Here is a 16,183-nt window from a genome sequence, read left to right as displayed (position 1 = left end):
ACCAATATGGGATGTCCATTATGACGGAACAAAAGAAATCCACTGATGCGGTTGAGACACAACACCCTCAGCAGCCTGAAAAGGCTCCTCGCAAATCCAGAAGTTATGGATGGGTGGGCAGTACTCTCTCAATTGCCATCGCCTTGGCAGTAGGCGCCGGTGGGCTTTATCTTTATTATCACAATAAACAACAGAACGAGGCATTAAGAACTGCAAACCTCAATCTGCAAACTCAGGTTGCTTCCCTCATACAACAGCAATCTGTCGATAAGCAGGATGCTGATAGCAAAATTGAACAGTTAAAACAGGGCTTGCAGAAAGAAGGAACGAAAAACCAGCAACAAATCCAGCAAGTAGACAGCCGCATGGCAGAACTTCAGGATCGAGTTTCTGCCGTTACGAATTCTGACGTTGAGAACTGGCGTCTGGCACAAGCAAATTTTCTGGTGAAAATGGCCAGCCGCAAGATATGGGGGGATCAGGATATCGCCACCGCCATTGCACTGCTAAAAGATGCTGATAACAGTCTTGCGGATATGAATGACTCCAGCTTAATGCCAGCCCGTTCAGCGATTAAGGCAGATATGGATACGCTGTCCAAAATTAAACAAGTCGATCTGGATGGCATCATTCTGACCCTGAATAACTTATCAAATCAGGTAGATAACTTACCGCTGGTTGATAAAGTAGAACAGGGAAAGCCTATGGATGAAGACGGTAAAGAGATCAGTGCTTCACTCTCTGACTGGCGTCAGAACCTGAGCAAAAGCTGGCACAGTTTTATGGATAACTTCATCACTATCAGACCGCGTGATGGCTCCAAAGAGCCTTTATTAGCACCAAAGCAGGAAATTTACCTGCGAGAGAATATTCGCTCTAAACTGTTAATTGCAGCTCAGGCGGTTCCCCGCCGACAAATTGATACTTATCGCGACTCACTAGAATCTGTTTCAACCTGGGTGAACGCTTATTTTGATACCTCATTGCCCGACACAATTACCTTTCTGGAAGAAGTGAAAGCGCTGGAAAAACAGCCTCTTTCCATTGAAATGCCTGAACAATTAAGCAGCCAGCCCATTCTGGCCGATTTAGTACGTAAGCGTATCTATCAGCCGGCTTCTCAACCTCTGCCGGAACCCGAGCATCAGCCAAAGTCTGAAAATACCCCAGCTCAGGCGGAAACACCTGTTCAGGAGGGTTGAAGATGCTGAAAATATTATTATTGTTTGTCATCCTTATTATCGGTGTTGTTCTTGGCCCTTTCCTGTCAGGGCATCAGGGATACGTTCTTATCCAGACCGACAATTACGATATCACTACCAGCGTGACCGGTTTAGTGATCATGTTCCTTCTGCTGCAATTCCTGCTGATTTTTATCGGCTGGTGCTACCGCAGATTAAAACGCACCAGCACTTTTACCCATAGCTGGATTTTTGGCGGCTATAAGCGTAAGCGTGCCCGTTTACAAACCAGACAAGCATTACTCAAGCTGGCTGAGGGGGACTTCAAACAGGTTGAACATTTAATGACACGTAATGCTGACCATGCGGAAGACCCTGTCGTTAACTACCTGCTTGCTGCGGAAGCGGCTCAGCAACGAGGGGATTATTTCCGCACCAATCAATATATCGAGCGCGCCGCCGAAGTTGCGGATAAAGACCAACTGCCTGTCGATATTACCCGCACACGTATCCAGTTAGCACAAGGGGAAACCCATGCAGCCCGTAACAGTGTAGATAAGTTACTGGATACAGCACCGAGACATCCGGAAGTGTTACGACTAGCTGAACAAGCGTATATGCGCTCAGGTGCCTACCAGTCGCTGATTGATATTTTACCTGCGATCAAGAAAGTGGGCCTGCATGACGAAGAGCAAATGACTCAATTGCATCAGCAAGCGTATATCGGGCTGATGAATCAGGTCATGGCAGAAAAAGGCAGTGCCGGATTAAAAGCATGGTGGAAAGATCAACACCGCAAGATCCGCAATGAAACAGCGCTACAGGTTGCGATGGCTGAACATCTGATCGAGTGTAATGATCATGAAACTGCACAGCGAATTATTCTCGACGGATTAAAGCAACAATATGATGACCGGCTGTTGCTGCTGCTTCCTCACTTAAAAGCGGGTAATTCCGAGGTCGTGCAAAAATCACTGTCACATTTACTGAAGCAACATGGTGAAACACCTCTGCTTAACAGTACATTGGGGCAAGTCGCATTACGTCACGGCGAGTGGGCAAAAGCAGAAACAGCATTTAAGGCAGCCCTTGCACAGCGTCCTGATGCCCATGATTACGCCTGGCTTGCTGATGCGCTGGATAGGCTGCATAAACGTGAAGAAGCCGCTCAAATACGTACTAAAGGCTTTATGCTGACACTGAAACGAGAAAGTACCCCGGAAGAAGCGTAACCTTTAGAAATTTGTCATGATTAACAATTAAGACAGGGATATCACCGTTAATCATGGCAAAAATGCTGAACAATATGCAGAAAAGAAAATAACAGGCAAAAAAAAACACCTGTCACGATAAAAGACAGGTGCATAAATACAATCAGGTCTACAGACGGATAGTGCCTCACTCAACGTTATGTCCGGTTCGTGATGAAAAGAAAATTGCTTACTCATCTATAACATGGACCATAGGCACCAGCATCAGCTCTACATCATCCCGAGGTTTATGAAGCTATGCTGTCATAAGGAGTGGGATGAGCATCTACGATTTTACTAATGCATTTTTCATGCCAAATTTTCTCCTCACCCAATTCTAGGCGCATAAATAACTCTATGGTCTAAATCTAAAGTCTACTCGATGAAAAAACAGCATAAGAGATAAAATGAATAGGTTGGCTTTCTACAAAATACGCCAAATACCGTCTCTCATTTGAGACAACAATTCAGCATCTAAATTACACTCAAATATAATCAACAAGTTAAACGTCTCCAATTAGAGACAGCAAAGGGTATCGTTTGTCGTTGAAATACAACACTGAGATTAAAACAATTTTAAAAACAAAAAGTTAATAAAATTGCAAACTAATAAAAACAATCTATTTCAAAAGAATCGAGTATCAGAAAAGCAAAGGAGATTTAGGGAAAGGGAAATATTTTTTATTTTCTTTAAATACAATAAGAAAAGCCCTGCTTATAGCAGGGCTTTTCTTAAGAATCTGGTCGGCGAGAGAGGATTCGAACCTCCGACCCACTGGTCCCAAACCAGTTGCGCTACCAAGCTGCGCTACTCGCCGAAATATTTTTTTAAAGCTAAGATACTCATTTTCTTTTTTATGGTGCGAAGGGGGGGACTTGAACCCCCACGTCCGTTAGGACACTAACACCTGAAGCTAGCGCGTCTACCAATTCCGCCACCCTCGCAATGTCATAAAAAAGATGGGGTGGCTAACGAGACTCGAACTCGCGACGACTGGAATCACAATCCAGGGCTCTACCAACTGAGCTATAGCCACCATAACATATCTTTTATTACTGCTTACAACGCCGTACCACGATAACCCATTGTCACTGCTCTTGCACGCTTTAAATGGCGCGCCCGACAGGATTCGAACCTGAGACCTCTGCCTCCGGAGGGCAGCGCTCTATCCAGCTGAGCTACGGGCGCTTAACGCCGTTGCGGTGGAGGATAGTACGGATTTAATCTCCAACTGTCCAGTGCTTTTTTTAAAGAAATAGTGCGTTTGATTATGCTTTATTCATTTCGTTGATAAAGACAGCACTTTCCCACCGCAAATTGTTTTTCAGATGAAAATTTACCCTACATTTTCTATCTGTTTTTGTTCCCGGATAAATTTTATTACCCAATAAATCAGTGACACAATCAGCAAGAAGGCACCACCAACCATGAGTGAAAAACGCGTATCCGGATTAATCGCCATCCCAATCAATACACAAGACAAGAAAATCAGTGTCAGGTAATTGATATAAGGGAAAAGTATCGATTTAAACGGGTGCTGTTTCAGGGCTTCCTGATGATGCTGACGGAAACGTAGCTGGCTCACCAGAATCACAAACCACGGTACCATTCCCGGCAGAACACTGGCGCTATAGACATACACAAAAACAGACTGTGGATTTGGGATCAAATAATTCAGGCTGGAACCGGCAATCAGGCAACCAATCGTGATTGCAACACATCTGACAGGTACACCATTTTTCGATAGCTTACGCAATGAAGCCGGCAACTGACGATTTTCAGCCAGCGCATACAACATCCTGCCTCCGCTGTACATGCCGCTGTTACATCCCGAAAGGGCCGCAGTCAGTACTACAAAGTTGATCACTGCCGCTGCTGAAGCAATACCAACTTTAGCAAAAGTCATGACGAACGGGCTGCCATGGCTGCCTATCTCAGTCCATGGAAACAGGGTTACAACAATGAAAATCGCCCCGACATAGAAAATCAGAATACGCCACAAAATATTGTTGATTGCTTTTTTCAGGGTAACCTGTGGGTTCTTGGCTTCACCAGCGGTGATACCAACCAACTCGACGCCCTGATAGGATGCAACCACAATACACAATGCAAACAAAAATCCTTTCCAACCACCGGCAAAGAAACCACCATGAGCCGTCAGATTATCAAGACCGATGGCTTGCCAGTCATTTCCTAATCCAAAAAATATCAGCCCGATACCGACTAAAATCATCACAATAATCGTGGTGACTTTGATCATTGCAAACCAGAATTCCAGCTCCCCATACAGCCGCACTGCCGCCAGATTAGCCAGTGCCACCAGACTAACCGCCACCAAAGCCGCTACCCATTGTGGTAAATCGGGGAACCAGAACTCAGCATAGACTCCCACAGCGGTAATTTCTGAAATCCCGACAGAAACCCACATGAACCAGTAACCCCAAGCGGTCAGGCATCCCCAGTAGGGGCTGAGGTATTTATGACCAAAAGCAGCAAATGAACCGGTAACAGGCTCAAGAAATAACATTTCGCCCATTGACCGCATAATGAAAAAGACAAAAAGACCGGCGATAATGTAAGCCAGTAAAACTGAGGGGCCAGCCCATTTCAGGGTGCTGGCAGAGCCCATGAACAGCCCGACACCGATTGTGCCACCTAACGCAATTAGCTCAATATGTCGCGCTTCAAGTCCTCTTTGCAGCCCCTGCTCGGGCAGATCTTGTTTCGAATCACTCATAAAACTCCCTATCCATTTTTATGGTGTCTATATTTATTTGCAAACAGAAAAAATACAGGAATTAATAATCAATGGTTGTGAAGATAGTTGTAAAAAGGCAGGGATCAAAGCACGTTTTGCTTATCAGTGAAATAAAAAATTGTAAAATCGAGTCAACGGAGATAGTTAAATGAAGTGGACTAAGGTAAGGCCGCCCACTGCGCCATACGTAACGTTAAGACGGACACAGTGGGTTAACAGCAATTAAAATATCACCTACAGCTTGCCGCTGTAGTAATACCCCAAAAACCTCAACAGTTTAATTTGCCGGCGGATACGGCTAGGCTGCGACAACAGACGATAAAGCCATTCCAGACCTAAGTTCTGCCAGACTTTTGGCGCACGCTTCACATACCCAGTGAAAACATCATACGTTCCTCCGACCCCCATATACAGTGAGCCAGAATGCACTTTTCGGCAGTCACGCATAAAAATTTCCTGCCTTGGCGAGCCCATTGCAACCGTAACAATCTTTGCACCGCTGGCACGGATACGTTCAAATACCGCATCGCGCTCATCAGCGGTAAAATAACCATCCTGACTGCCTACAATATTGACGTCCCACTGTTTACGAAGTTTGTTTACTGTCTGCGCCAGAATTTCCGGTTTTCCTCCCACCAAAAAGACCGGAGTACCTTCACGTCCTGCGCGCTCCATCAGGGCTTCCCATAAATCTGCGCCCGCAATGCGTGACACCTGTGCATCCGGATATTTACGCCGAATGGCACGCACAATACTGATGCCATCTGCATAAAGATATTCCGTTTCATCCAGCAGCATACTCAGTGCATTGTCTTTCTCAGCAGTAAGCACTTTCTCTGCATTGATAGCGACCAGTGTTCCCGTTTTGACCTGCCCATCCTGAAAAAGATGATCGAGGAAATGTGACATTCCCTGAAATCCCCACAACTCCAGACCACGGATACGATATTTACGAATATCATTCAGCGCCATTTTTGCTCCTTACATCCACCCGAGCAGGTGTTTCTGGTGATACAGACATATTGGTGATGACAAACTTCCGAACAAGCCCTGCACTATCGAACAGCCAGTACAGCAATTTTGCTACTATCAGGCACAGACCAAAGACAGCACCAAAGAACACAACACGAGAAACAAAAGAATCCATACCTTCACGGGCAAGGACTATCATGTTAAAAATCGCGCCAAAGCAGAATGCCTGTAAAATAGCTGCTTTATAACGGTTTGCTTCCTGTTTCCCTGCTTCATAAATCCAGTCAAACCACTTGATAATCATGCCAACAACAACTGCACCAAGCGGGATAAAAAACACGCCACCCATAACGACCAGCGAGCCTATCAGCGTCGGGGAAATTGCTAAACCAGAGTGGTTATTCAACACATCCCAGGTAAAATAATTAGCTGTGTTCCAGACCAGATTCGGCCTGTCCGGCCAGACCCAGCCCGGAATAAAAACATAGAAATCCCGGATAATCGGGGCTAATCCCTGAAAGTCAATTTTGCTGTAGTTATCCAGCAGCAAAGCCAGATTTTCCCACGGAGAAAAAGTATCACGGGTCAAATACAAGAAAGTATAAAACGCTTCTGCTCCGCTCACATCAAGGCTATAACGCTTCAGGGCCAGCCAGAACATACCGACAATCCCAATAACACCGGCCACAAGCAGCATCCACAATGTAATCCAGCCCCGGACAATACCGATGAACAGAAACAGTGCAAACGCAATAATGATATTGGCTCGTGTTCCTCCGACAATCACATAAGTCAGAATGCCGAACCCAACGGTTCCCACTAAAAATAACAGCCAACGCGTTTTGGTCGGTTTCAGGAAAAATACCACCAGCATGGCGGGGATAAAGAAGTAGAAAAAGCGTTTAAGCGCTACCCCGGAAACCTTACTGGAAAAGATCTGGCTGTACGACTGTAGCTTAAATAACAGAAAACCATTTTGCAGGAAGAAAGAGCCAACAGCGAAAATGGCTATACCCGCTAACAAAAACCACGCCAGATTAGTCTCCACTCGGTTCATGGTGAACAATGGCTTACGCGGAACAAGACCACTCGTTGCGTATTCCTTCCCCGATATCCGGTACCTGAGACGTACTTTATAACTGACATAATAAATGGCATAGAAACAAGTTGATGCCAATATTGCATACAGCAGTGAACTCACCGGTACAACCTGCACATCAAACTGGAAAACCAGTATGCTTGTCAGTGGGAAACCAAAATAAAAAGTCAGCAGGTAAAGCAGTGAGAAAAAAATATTAAAATTAAAACGAACGCGCTGAAATTCTTGATACGTCAGTGTCAGAATAAAAATCAACGAGATTGCATAAACAACAAACAGCCCACCAAATTGCACCAACGTCATTGCAGCTCTCCAGATGCTTCCAGCAGGGCAATTTTCCACCCTTTGACAAAGTTAGGATCAAAAAAAGCGATTGCCTTCTTATCGAGAGACAGCATCTGACGCTGCGCTTCCTGCACCCAATGCTTATTCAGTTCATCACCATCAAACAGAACCGGTATTTGCTGTTCGGCTAAGTCCTGCCAGAATGGATTCTGGCGGCTCAGAACAAAAGGGATCCCCTGTTGAATCAGCAGGCAAAGCGTTCCTATTCCCTGCTGGCGCTGAAAAATAAAATAGCCCAAATCACATTGACACAGTAATGATAAATAATCATCAAATGTCATTTTTTCTTTCAGTATTCTGATATTTTCAGCCCGGAATAACGATAATGCGGCCTGTTCTACATTCTGGATATAAGCCTGATTATTATCGGGATAACCCATTGGCAGGATAAGCCGGGCTTCTGAACCAAACTGACGATGAATTTTGTGTAGTGCTTCAATATGCCGATTAGATTGATCACCTGAATTTCCCAGTAAAATGGTGATCCCTTCAGGTGAAAATAGTTTTTCTTTCACTGTCAGCGAAGGTGTCATGCGTGTTGGGAAATAGAGCAGTGAAGCCGGTACTCGCGGATGCGATTTCGCGAAATAGTTAAGATCTCCCCGTGTCGCAAATACTCGCCCAATCCGCTTCTGAGCCAAACGGCGCAATAGATAGAACACACGAAATTTAAGCTGGCGGGAATCCTCGTACAAATCAGCCCCCCACACATGCCACCAGAATTGATGACTTTTGATTTTTCCGGCTAATAAAGCCAGCCACAAGCCTGCATTGAACTGCCCATGAAAAAAGAAGCGGTTAGCCCGCTCTTCCTGTGCCATTGCGATGACTGCCTGCGATAATACTGCTTTGTTTTCATAAGTTGTGATAGTTAAAGCAGGATAATTTTCGGCTATCCATAAAGGGTCTTGCCATGAAGCATCTTTAGCCACCACCATAAAACACGGCTTGGCTGAAGGCTTAGTTTCCGCTGCCAGTACGTCATTAAAAAAACGCAGTAACGTTTGATTGTGATGCGGGATATCCGATCCCAAAACGTGGATTAAGGTTGTCATGCTCGTCTGCAATAAATAATAAATACGCTACAACAAAGGCTAAAATAAACGATATAGGTCGCCATATAAGATTGTGCTGCCCCAAGCGCTCCATTTATCGGGATCAGCCAGTGAGAAAAGCCTGTCAGCAACAGAAACTGGCTGACTTCCGCCAATATATAAAAGCGTAAGGCGGCTTTTGCTATCACCAGATAGCCAAAAACATAGGCACAAACTTTCAGAACATCTCCCACCAGCTGCCATGCGAATAGATCCCGCATTGCGGTAAATTTATCTGAAAACAATAGCCAGATAACAAAGTCACGCAATAACCAGACGGAAAAACTGGCAGCAGCCACTGCGGGTAATACAAACTTTAACGCCTTTACGATCTCACTGGTGATCTTATTTTTACTTTCCAGTCGAGAAAGGGTCGGTAGCAAATAAACGGTGAAAGAGGCCGTGATAAATTGTAAATAAGCATCGGAAATACTGCTTACACCCTGCCAAATTCCCACTTCTTCCCAGCTATAACGCTCAGCCATTAAGTTCCGCATCATGATATAAGCGACTGGCAGTGTAATGGAAGTCAGCAAGGCCATCAGCGTAAACTTCCCCAAATGGCTGGCAATGGCGCGATCCCATGCAGGTTTCAGTGCTGAAAATGCTATCGTCTTGCGTTGCAGTAACATCATTCCTGCCGGCAAAACCACCAAAGCGGGCACTAAAGCCAGACCAGCCAGTGCACCTTCATACCCCCCCAGCCAATAACACAGGCCATAAGCAATCACCCCTATCAGGCTGCCGAGTATAATCGCCAGTGCATTTCCCTGAGCATCGCGGAACCCTTTCAAAATAGCCAGAAAATAGTTGGCATAAGCGATTCCCATTTGAATAAATGCGAGCACCTGCACAACAGTTTTGTAATGATTGTGACCAAACAGGCTAATACTGATAGCTTCACTGAATAACAGGAACACTACCGCCAGCAGGGTAGAAAACCCCAGAATAATTGAGGATGACGTTCCCAATACAGCCTTAAGCTTTTCCGGCTGAGAGTGGTGCTCAGCTACATATTTGGTCACACCATTGAAAATCCCGGCACCAGACAGTACTCCCAGAACAGTAATGAGCTGGCGGAAATTCCCCGCCTGCCCCACCCCTGCCGGGCCAAAGGAGACGGCCAGAAGTTTAACGACCAGTAACCCCACACCAATTTTGATTAGTGTGGAGCCAGCCGTCCAGACTGAGGCTTTGGCAAGTGACATATCAGGCAAAAAATTCCTTGATGCGACTGATGACAACCTGTTGTTCTTCATCAGTAATATTGTAAAACATCGGTAAACGCACTAGGCGCTCACTTTCACGGGTAGTGAAGCGGTCTTCGCCATGAAAGCGACCACATTTCTCACCAGCCGGGCTGGTATGCAGTGCAACGTAATGGAATACCGTCAGGATATCCGCCTCTTTCATAAAACGATTAAATTCACTACGTTCTGCCACATCTTTCAGTTTGATATAAAACATGTGGGCATTGTGTCCCAGATTTTCTGGCACAACAGGCAAAGTCAGCAGCCCTTTATCAGCCAATGGTTTCAGCGCCTGATAATAGTTATTCCATAGCGCCAGGCGGCGATGATTAATTTTATCCGCGACTTCCAGTTGTGCCCACAGGAATGCCGCCTGTAAGTCAGAAAGCAGATAGCTGGAACCAATGTCACGCCAGGTATACTTGTCTACCTGTCCCCGGAAAAACTGAGCACGGTTAGTCCCTTTTTCACGGATAACTTCGGCACGGGCAAGCATGGATTGATCATTGATCAGGGTCGCTCCACCTTCGCCTCCGGCTGAGTAATTTTTGGTTTCATGAAAGCTGAAACAACCAATATGACCAATCGTCCCCAGCGCACGCCCTTTATAGGTTGACATAACACCCTGTGCAGCATCTTCGACGACATACAGATTGTATTTTTCTGCCAATGCCATAATGGTATCCATTTCACAAGCTACCCCCGCATAATGCACTGGTACAATGGCGCGGGTTTTATCCGTGATGGCGGCTTCAATTTTGGTTTCATCAATGTTCATCGTATCCGGATGAATATCCACGAAAACAATGGTTGCTCCACGCAAAACAAAAGCATTGGAAGTCGAAACAAAAGTGTAGCTCGGCATGATGACTTCATCACCCGGCTGGATATTCAACAGTATTGCCGCCATTTCTAAGGAAGCAGTACAGGAAGGCGTTAACAACACCTTTGTTTTATGCAAAGCATCCGGACAACTAAAGCGTTTCTCCATCCACTCTTCACAACGTTTGGTAAAACCACCGTCACCACACAATTTCCCACTGGCCATCGCCTGTTGCATATATTCCAGTTCAGTGCCGACAACCGGGGGTTTGTTAAATGGAATCATTTCGTCCTCTGTATAACCAATATGCAGTGCTTTCGATTGTTGCACCACTACGTGTATAAAGGCGCAAAGCCATGATGTTGCTGATTTGCGTTGCAATTCTCAGGCATTGTATCTCATGGTTATGGCACCATTGTTGCGCCGCTGACATTAATTTTTTTCCGATCCCCTGCTGCAATTTGCCCGGCATTGCCGCCAGCAAACCTATCCGTGCTTCATGACTTCCTATCTTTCTCATGGTGACAAAACCAGCCGGATTGCCACACTCATCATTAACAAGCAGGCACTCATGGTCAAAGGTGCCCAAAACCGCCTTCTCAACCCATTCAGCATAAAAACGGCCACTATCATTCACCTGATACCAGGGTGTACGAAAGCGACTGGTTGAAAATACGCTGGCTGCCGCCGCTTTAAGTAACGGAATATCCTGTGAGGTCGCGGTTATTAATGCCTGATCCCTGCCTGCTTTTTCTGGGCTAATGGATAACCGTAAATCTGCTTCACCTTCCACCAGAGAAAAGCCCATCACTGATAATTGATCAATCAGATAAACCTGCTGAGCCGGCACTTTTGCCTGTACTAAGGCATATTCATCCAGTTTAGCCGCAGTGACTGGCACAGCAGACGGTGAAGAGGCCGTTATGATATTCAGACGGGCAGTGGACAGACCAAAAAATTGGCTGTCCCATGCCAGAGGTTCAATATCAGCGTGAATACACATTGAGTAAATCCAGCAAATATTGGCCATAGCCTGTTTTAGTTAACTCTGCCGCAGAAGCCCTGACCTGCTCATCGCTCATCCAGCCATTACGCCATGCAATCTCTTCCAGACAGGCAATTTTGAAGCCCTGCCGTTTTTCGACAGTCTGCACAAACATACTGGCTTCAATCAGGCTGTCATGGGTACCGGTGTCCAGCCAGGCAAAACCACGCCCGAGTAATTCAACATTCAGCTCGCCACGTTCCAGATACATCTGATTAATGCTGGTAATTTCCAGCTCTCCACGGACAGAAGGTTTTACCCGCTTAGCGAAATCCACAACGTTGTTGTCATAAAAGTAAAGCCCGGTCACCGCCCAATTTGATTTTGGCTGTACTGGCTTCTCTTCAATAGAAAGAACACGATACTGTTCGTCAAACTCCACAACACCGAACCGTTCAGGATCCATAACCTGATAGCCGAATACGGTAGCGCCATGACTACGGGCCGCAACACTTTGTAGCTTCGGACTGAATGCCTGACCAAAGTAAATATTGTCACCCAGCACCAGACAACAAGGATTATCCCCAATAAACTCTTCACCAATCAGGAATGCCTGCGCCAGACCATCCGGCGAAGGCTGTACTGCATAGCTCAGATGAATACCAAAACGTTCACCATCACCCAGTAACCGTTTAAAGGCGGGTAAGTCTTCCTGCGTGGAAATAATCAGGATATCGCGTATCCCTGCCAGCATTAAGACTGACAACGGATAGTAGATCATTGGCTTGTCATAAATAGGCAATAACTGCTTTGAGACGCCGCGTGTTATTGGGTACAGACGTGTGCCGGAGCCACCTGCCAGTATAATTCCTTTCATGTCATCCCCCTGATGGGTTTATTTATTTCCGCAATGATCAAACTGTCCATCATGTTCAGACAAGCCAAGGCGTTCTCCCGCATAAGAACCATCCTGCACCCTGCGCCACCAGTTTTCGTTTGCCAGATACCACTGCACTGTCTTACGAATACCGGATTCAAACGTTTCCTGTGGTTTCCAGCCTAATTCACGCTCAATTTTTGCGGCATCAATGGCATAACGCATATCATGCCCCGGGCGATCTGTAACGTAGGTAATCAGCTCTCGGTAATGCGCCACACCGGCTGGTTTTTCCGGCTTAAACTCTTCCAGCAACTCGCAAATCGTCTCGACCACATCAATATTACGGCGTTCGTTATGGCCGCCAATATTATATGTCTCACCCGGTACAGCCTGAGTCACTACCAGATGCAGTGCCCGTGCATGATCTTCCACATACAGCCAGTCACGGATCTGTTCTCCCTTACCGTAAACAGGCAAAGGTTTACCCGCCAGTGCATTCAGGATCACCAGAGGGATCAACTTTTCCGGGAAATGGTAAGGGCCATAATTATTCGAGCAGTTCGTGATCACTGTTGGTAAACCATAAGTGCGTCGCCATGCCCTGACCAGATGATCGCTGGATGCCTTGGATGCTGAATAAGGGCTGCTCGGCGCATAAGGTGTCGTTTCTGTGAAAAATCCCTCTTCGCCATGCAGATCACCATAGACCTCATCCGTTGAAATATGGTGAAAACGAAATGCTGTCTGTTTTTCCTGATCTAACTGCTGCCAGAACGCACGAGCCGCTTCTAATAGGGTGTAAGTACCAATGATATTGGTTTCAATGAATGCCGCAGGCCCATCAATGGAGCGATCAACATGGCTTTCCGCCGCCAGATGCATCACCGCATCAGGCTGATATTGCTGAAAAATACGTTCCAAAGCATCACGATGACAGATATCCGCCTGCTCAAACGCATAACGAGGATGATCAGCGACCGGTGTCAGTGACTCAAGATTGCCGGCATAAGTCAGGCTATCAACCACAACGACACTGTCTTCAGTGTGATTGATTATATGGCGAACCACCGCAGAACCAATAAACCCTGCTCCACCAGTAATTAGAATACGTTTCAACGCCAGACTCCTTTGCTATCTACAACCCATTTTTGTTTTATCTGACTGCCATTGATAGCCTTAAACTGGCTGTGATCCACCAGCATCAATACAACATCAGCCTCTTCCAGTGCCTGTTGTAGGCTGACCAGCTCCACCACACCTTCCAGTGAATGAGGCAGTTCGTGAATATTCGGTTCAACAGCCAGAGTAGAACCAGCGTGCCACTGCGCAATCATTTTGGTGATATGAACGGCCGGACTTTCACGTAAATCATCAATGTTTGATTTAAATGCCAGACCAAAGCAGGCAATTTTAATTTCACTGGCTCGCTTGTTGCTTTCGGCCAGACAATCCGCAACTGCGGCTTTCACCTGATCAACCACCCAAAGTGGTTTGTCGTCGTTAACAAGGCGAGCGGTACGGATCAGGCGAGACTGTGTAGGATTTTGTGACACAATAAACCACGGATCGACTGCAATGCAGTGCCCGCCGACTCCCGGTCCCGGTTGCAGGATATTAACCCGAGGATGTCGGTTTGCCAGACGAATTAATTCCCAGACATTAATTTCCTGTTCAGCACAGATAAGCGAGAGTTCATTGGCAAAGGCAATGTTAACATCCCGGAAGCTGTTCTCAGTCAGCTTACACATTTCTGCCGTTCTGGCGTTGGTGACAACACATTCACCTTCAAGGAAAATTTTATACAGCTCACTTGCTCTGGAAGACGATTTTGGGGTCATTCCTCCTACAACACGGTCGTTTTTGATTAGCTCCACCATGACCTGACCCGGTAATACCCGTTCAGGACAATAAGCGATATCAATATCTGAATTTTCCCCTGCCTGTTGCGGAAAGGAGAGATCCGGTCGTGCTTCTGCCAGCCTCTCGGCCATTTGTTCCGTTGCACCGACTGGCGAGGTTGATTCCAGAATAATCAGATCGCCTTTTTTCAAAACAGGTGCTATGGATTCTGCTGCTGAATAAACATAAGCCATATCAGGCTCATGATCGCCCTTAAAAGGCGTAGGAACTGCAATCAGAAATGCATCCGCTGGCTGAGGTGAAGTTACCGCTCTCAGATAACCACCTTCAACAGCTGTTTTTACAACTTGATCCAAATCAGGCTCAACAATGTGAATCTCTCCACGATTAATCGTCTCCACTGCATGCTGGTTAACATCAACACCAATAACCGTTTTCTGGCAGGAAGCAAATGCGGCCGCAGTAGGTAAACCGATATAACCAAGACCGATCACAGAAATTGTTTCAAAACTCATAATGTCACCTGATTTTTCTTCAATATTTCCAGAATTTTCTGGCAAGCCTTGCCATCCCCGTAAGGATTATGGGCCCGGCTCATTTGTTGATAAGCGGAGTCATCCGTCAATAAACGCGTGACTTCATCAACAATAGTTTGGGTTTTTGTTCCTACCAGCCGCACAGTACCCGCATCAGCCGCTTCCGGCCGCTCTGTAGTATTACGCATAACCAAAACGGGCTTACCGAGTGAGGGAGCTTCCTCCTGAATTCCGCCTGAATCAGTCAGGATCAAATAGGCATGATCCATCAGATAAACAAAGGGCAGATAATCCTGTGGACTGATAAGAATAATATTATCAATACCATGCAAAATACGTTTTACCGGTTCGCATACATTGGGATTCAGGTGTACAGGATAAACAACCTGCACATCTGGGTGCATTCTGGCGATTTGCGCCAGTGCTTCACAGATTCGCTCAAAACCACCACCAAAATTCTCTCGGCGATGACCTGTTACCAAAATCATCTTTTTAGCAGGATCAATAAAAGGGTAAAGCTCGGCAAGCTGCCCCCTTAATATGTCATCATGCATAATGCGATCACGCACCCAGAGCAAAGCATCAATAACGGTATTTCCCGTAACGAAAATAGCCTTGTCTGCAATAGATTCCTGTAAGAGATTACTGCGGGAGTTTTCTGTCGGAGCAAAATGATACGTTGCCAGATGACCTGCAATTTTACGGTTGGCCTCTTCCGGCCATGGAGAATAAAGATCGCCTGTTCTCAGCCCTGCCTCAACATGCCCTACCGGTATTCTCTGATAAAAAGCGGCCAGACTGGTCGCCATTGTGGTAGTGGTATCACCGTGTACCAGTACTACATCTGGCCTGAATTCATTTAATACCGGCTTTATGGATTCGAGTATCCGGCAGGTAATATCCGTCAGATCCTGCCCTTTCTTCATAATATTGAGATCAAAATCCGGCTTGATCCCAAATAAGTTCAGTACCTGATCCAACATTTCCCTATGCTGTGCGGTCACACAAACTTTTGCCTCAAAATCACTATCCTCGGCTAAAGCGTGTACCAGCGGCGCCATTTTGATGGCTTCCGGGCGAGTACCAAACACAGTCAACACTTTCACAGTGGCTCTCTTATTTTGTTAATCATTGCTGGGTAGTTCCACA

At 46.1% G+C, this 16,183-nt stretch carries 13 protein-coding genes and 4 tRNA genes; 2 read left to right on the top strand and 15 right to left on the bottom strand.

All coding sequences use genetic code 11. The features are described 5' to 3' along the window. Nucleotides 1-20 precede the first annotated feature (20 nt). A complete protein-coding gene (gene hemX / locus AACS90_RS00715; RefSeq protein WP_099119948.1) occupies nucleotides 21-1,202 on the top strand; it encodes a uroporphyrinogen-III C-methyltransferase in 1,182 nt (393 codons plus the stop codon). 2 nt (nucleotides 1,203-1,204) lie between these two features. After that, nucleotides 1,205-2,413 (top strand): protoheme IX biogenesis protein HemY, encoded by a 1,209-nt coding sequence (gene hemY / locus AACS90_RS00710; RefSeq protein WP_099119947.1) that lies wholly within the window; start codon nucleotides 1,205-1,207, stop codon nucleotides 2,411-2,413. 759 nt (nucleotides 2,414-3,172) lie between these two features. Here hemY and AACS90_RS00705 read toward each other — a convergent pair. From AACS90_RS00705 to wecB, 15 genes are all read right to left on the bottom strand, one after another. Next, nucleotides 3,173-3,249, bottom strand: a tRNA-Pro gene (locus AACS90_RS00705). A 40-nt stretch (nucleotides 3,250-3,289) separates the two neighbouring features. After that, a tRNA-Leu gene (locus AACS90_RS00700) sits at nucleotides 3,290-3,376 on the bottom strand. Between the two features lie 16 nt (nucleotides 3,377-3,392). Further along, nucleotides 3,393-3,468 (bottom strand) — tRNA-His (locus AACS90_RS00695). Nucleotides 3,469-3,543: 75 nt separating this feature from the next. Continuing rightward, nucleotides 3,544-3,620: transfer RNA gene (locus AACS90_RS00690), tRNA-Arg, on the bottom strand. A gap of 148 nt (nucleotides 3,621-3,768) precedes the next feature. Then, nucleotides 3,769-5,169 carry a bifunctional threonine/serine APC transporter ThrP gene (gene thrP, locus AACS90_RS00685; RefSeq protein WP_099119946.1) on the bottom strand — a complete coding sequence of 467 codons (1,401 nt, stop codon included), beginning with the start codon at nucleotides 5,167-5,169 and terminating at the stop codon, nucleotides 3,769-3,771. A 255-nt stretch (nucleotides 5,170-5,424) separates the two neighbouring features. Then, nucleotides 5,425-6,162 (bottom strand): lipopolysaccharide N-acetylmannosaminouronosyltransferase, encoded by a 738-nt coding sequence (wecG, locus tag AACS90_RS00680; protein WP_099119945.1) that lies wholly within the window; start codon nucleotides 6,160-6,162, stop codon nucleotides 5,425-5,427. Beyond that, entirely contained in the window at nucleotides 6,149-7,564 is a 1,416-nt protein-coding gene (gene wzyE, locus AACS90_RS00675; RefSeq protein ID WP_099119944.1) for an ECA oligosaccharide polymerase, read from the bottom strand. Before wzyE ends, wecG begins: the two co-directional genes overlap by 14 nt. After that, nucleotides 7,561-8,661 (bottom strand): TDP-N-acetylfucosamine:lipid II N-acetylfucosaminyltransferase, encoded by a 1,101-nt coding sequence (locus tag AACS90_RS00670; protein WP_099119943.1) that lies wholly within the window; start codon nucleotides 8,659-8,661, stop codon nucleotides 7,561-7,563. Before AACS90_RS00670 ends, wzyE begins: the two co-directional genes overlap by 4 nt. Then, a complete protein-coding gene (gene wzxE, locus AACS90_RS00665) occupies nucleotides 8,658-9,908 on the bottom strand; it encodes a lipid III flippase WzxE (protein WP_099119942.1) in 1,251 nt (416 codons plus the stop codon). The genes AACS90_RS00670 and wzxE overlap by 4 nt, the downstream gene beginning before the upstream one ends. 1 nt (nucleotide 9,909) lies before the next feature. Continuing rightward, nucleotides 9,910-11,058, bottom strand: coding sequence for a dTDP-4-amino-4,6-dideoxygalactose transaminase (rffA, locus tag AACS90_RS00660; protein WP_099119941.1), 1,149 nt, complete (start codon nucleotides 11,056-11,058; stop codon nucleotides 9,910-9,912). Continuing rightward, nucleotides 11,045-11,776: a dTDP-4-amino-4,6-dideoxy-D-galactose acyltransferase gene (rffC, locus tag AACS90_RS00655; RefSeq protein WP_099119940.1), complete on the bottom strand. Its 732-nt coding sequence runs from the start codon at nucleotides 11,774-11,776 to the stop codon at nucleotides 11,045-11,047. Before rffC ends, rffA begins: the two co-directional genes overlap by 14 nt. Then, entirely contained in the window at nucleotides 11,760-12,635 is an 876-nt protein-coding gene (gene rfbA / locus AACS90_RS00650) for a glucose-1-phosphate thymidylyltransferase RfbA (RefSeq protein WP_099119939.1), read from the bottom strand. Before rfbA ends, rffC begins: the two co-directional genes overlap by 17 nt. A gap of 18 nt (nucleotides 12,636-12,653) precedes the next feature. Continuing rightward, nucleotides 12,654-13,754 (bottom strand): dTDP-glucose 4,6-dehydratase, encoded by a 1,101-nt coding sequence (gene rffG, locus AACS90_RS00645; protein WP_099119938.1) that lies wholly within the window; start codon nucleotides 13,752-13,754, stop codon nucleotides 12,654-12,656. Beyond that, nucleotides 13,751-15,013 carry a UDP-N-acetyl-D-mannosamine dehydrogenase gene (gene wecC / locus AACS90_RS00640; RefSeq protein WP_099119937.1) on the bottom strand — a complete coding sequence of 421 codons (1,263 nt, stop codon included), beginning with the start codon at nucleotides 15,011-15,013 and terminating at the stop codon, nucleotides 13,751-13,753. The genes rffG and wecC overlap by 4 nt, the downstream gene beginning before the upstream one ends. Next, nucleotides 15,010-16,140, bottom strand: a complete 1,131-nt coding sequence (wecB, locus tag AACS90_RS00635) for a non-hydrolyzing UDP-N-acetylglucosamine 2-epimerase (protein ID WP_099119936.1) — start codon at nucleotides 16,138-16,140, stop codon at nucleotides 15,010-15,012. The genes wecC and wecB overlap by 4 nt, the downstream gene beginning before the upstream one ends. Nucleotides 16,141-16,183 lie beyond the last annotated feature (43 nt).

Origin of the sequence: Xenorhabdus sp. KK7.4 (assembly GCF_963876465.1) — a bacterium.
GTDB lineage: Bacteria > Pseudomonadota > Gammaproteobacteria > Enterobacterales > Enterobacteriaceae > Xenorhabdus > Xenorhabdus stockiae.
This window is presented reverse-complemented; position numbering and strand designations above follow the sequence as displayed.

Bases quoted from the DNA above. Each gene is read 5' to 3' on its own strand.
- hemX (WP_099119948.1), top strand. From the start codon at position 21: ATGACGGAACAAAAGAAATCCACTGATGCGGTTGAGACACAACACCCT.
- hemY (WP_099119947.1), top strand. From the start codon at position 1,205: ATGCTGAAAATATTATTATTGTTTGTCATCCTTATTATCGGTGTTGTT.
- thrP (WP_099119946.1), bottom strand. From the start codon at position 5,169: ATGAGTGATTCGAAACAAGATCTGCCCGAGCAGGGGCTGCAAAGAGGA.
- wecG (WP_099119945.1), bottom strand. From the start codon at position 6,162: ATGGCGCTGAATGATATTCGTAAATATCGTATCCGTGGTCTGGAGTTG.
- wzyE (WP_099119944.1), bottom strand. From the start codon at position 7,564: ATGACGTTGGTGCAATTTGGTGGGCTGTTTGTTGTTTATGCAATCTCG.
- AACS90_RS00670 (WP_099119943.1), bottom strand. From the start codon at position 8,661: ATGACAACCTTAATCCACGTTTTGGGATCGGATATCCCGCATCACAAT.
- wzxE (WP_099119942.1), bottom strand. From the start codon at position 9,908: ATGTCACTTGCCAAAGCCTCAGTCTGGACGGCTGGCTCCACACTAATC.
- rffA (WP_099119941.1), bottom strand. From the start codon at position 11,058: ATGATTCCATTTAACAAACCCCCGGTTGTCGGCACTGAACTGGAATAT.
- rffC (WP_099119940.1), bottom strand. From the start codon at position 11,776: ATGTGTATTCACGCTGATATTGAACCTCTGGCATGGGACAGCCAATTT.
- rfbA (WP_099119939.1), bottom strand. From the start codon at position 12,635: ATGAAAGGAATTATACTGGCAGGTGGCTCCGGCACACGTCTGTACCCA.
- wecC (WP_099119937.1), bottom strand. From the start codon at position 15,013: ATGAGTTTTGAAACAATTTCTGTGATCGGTCTTGGTTATATCGGTTTA.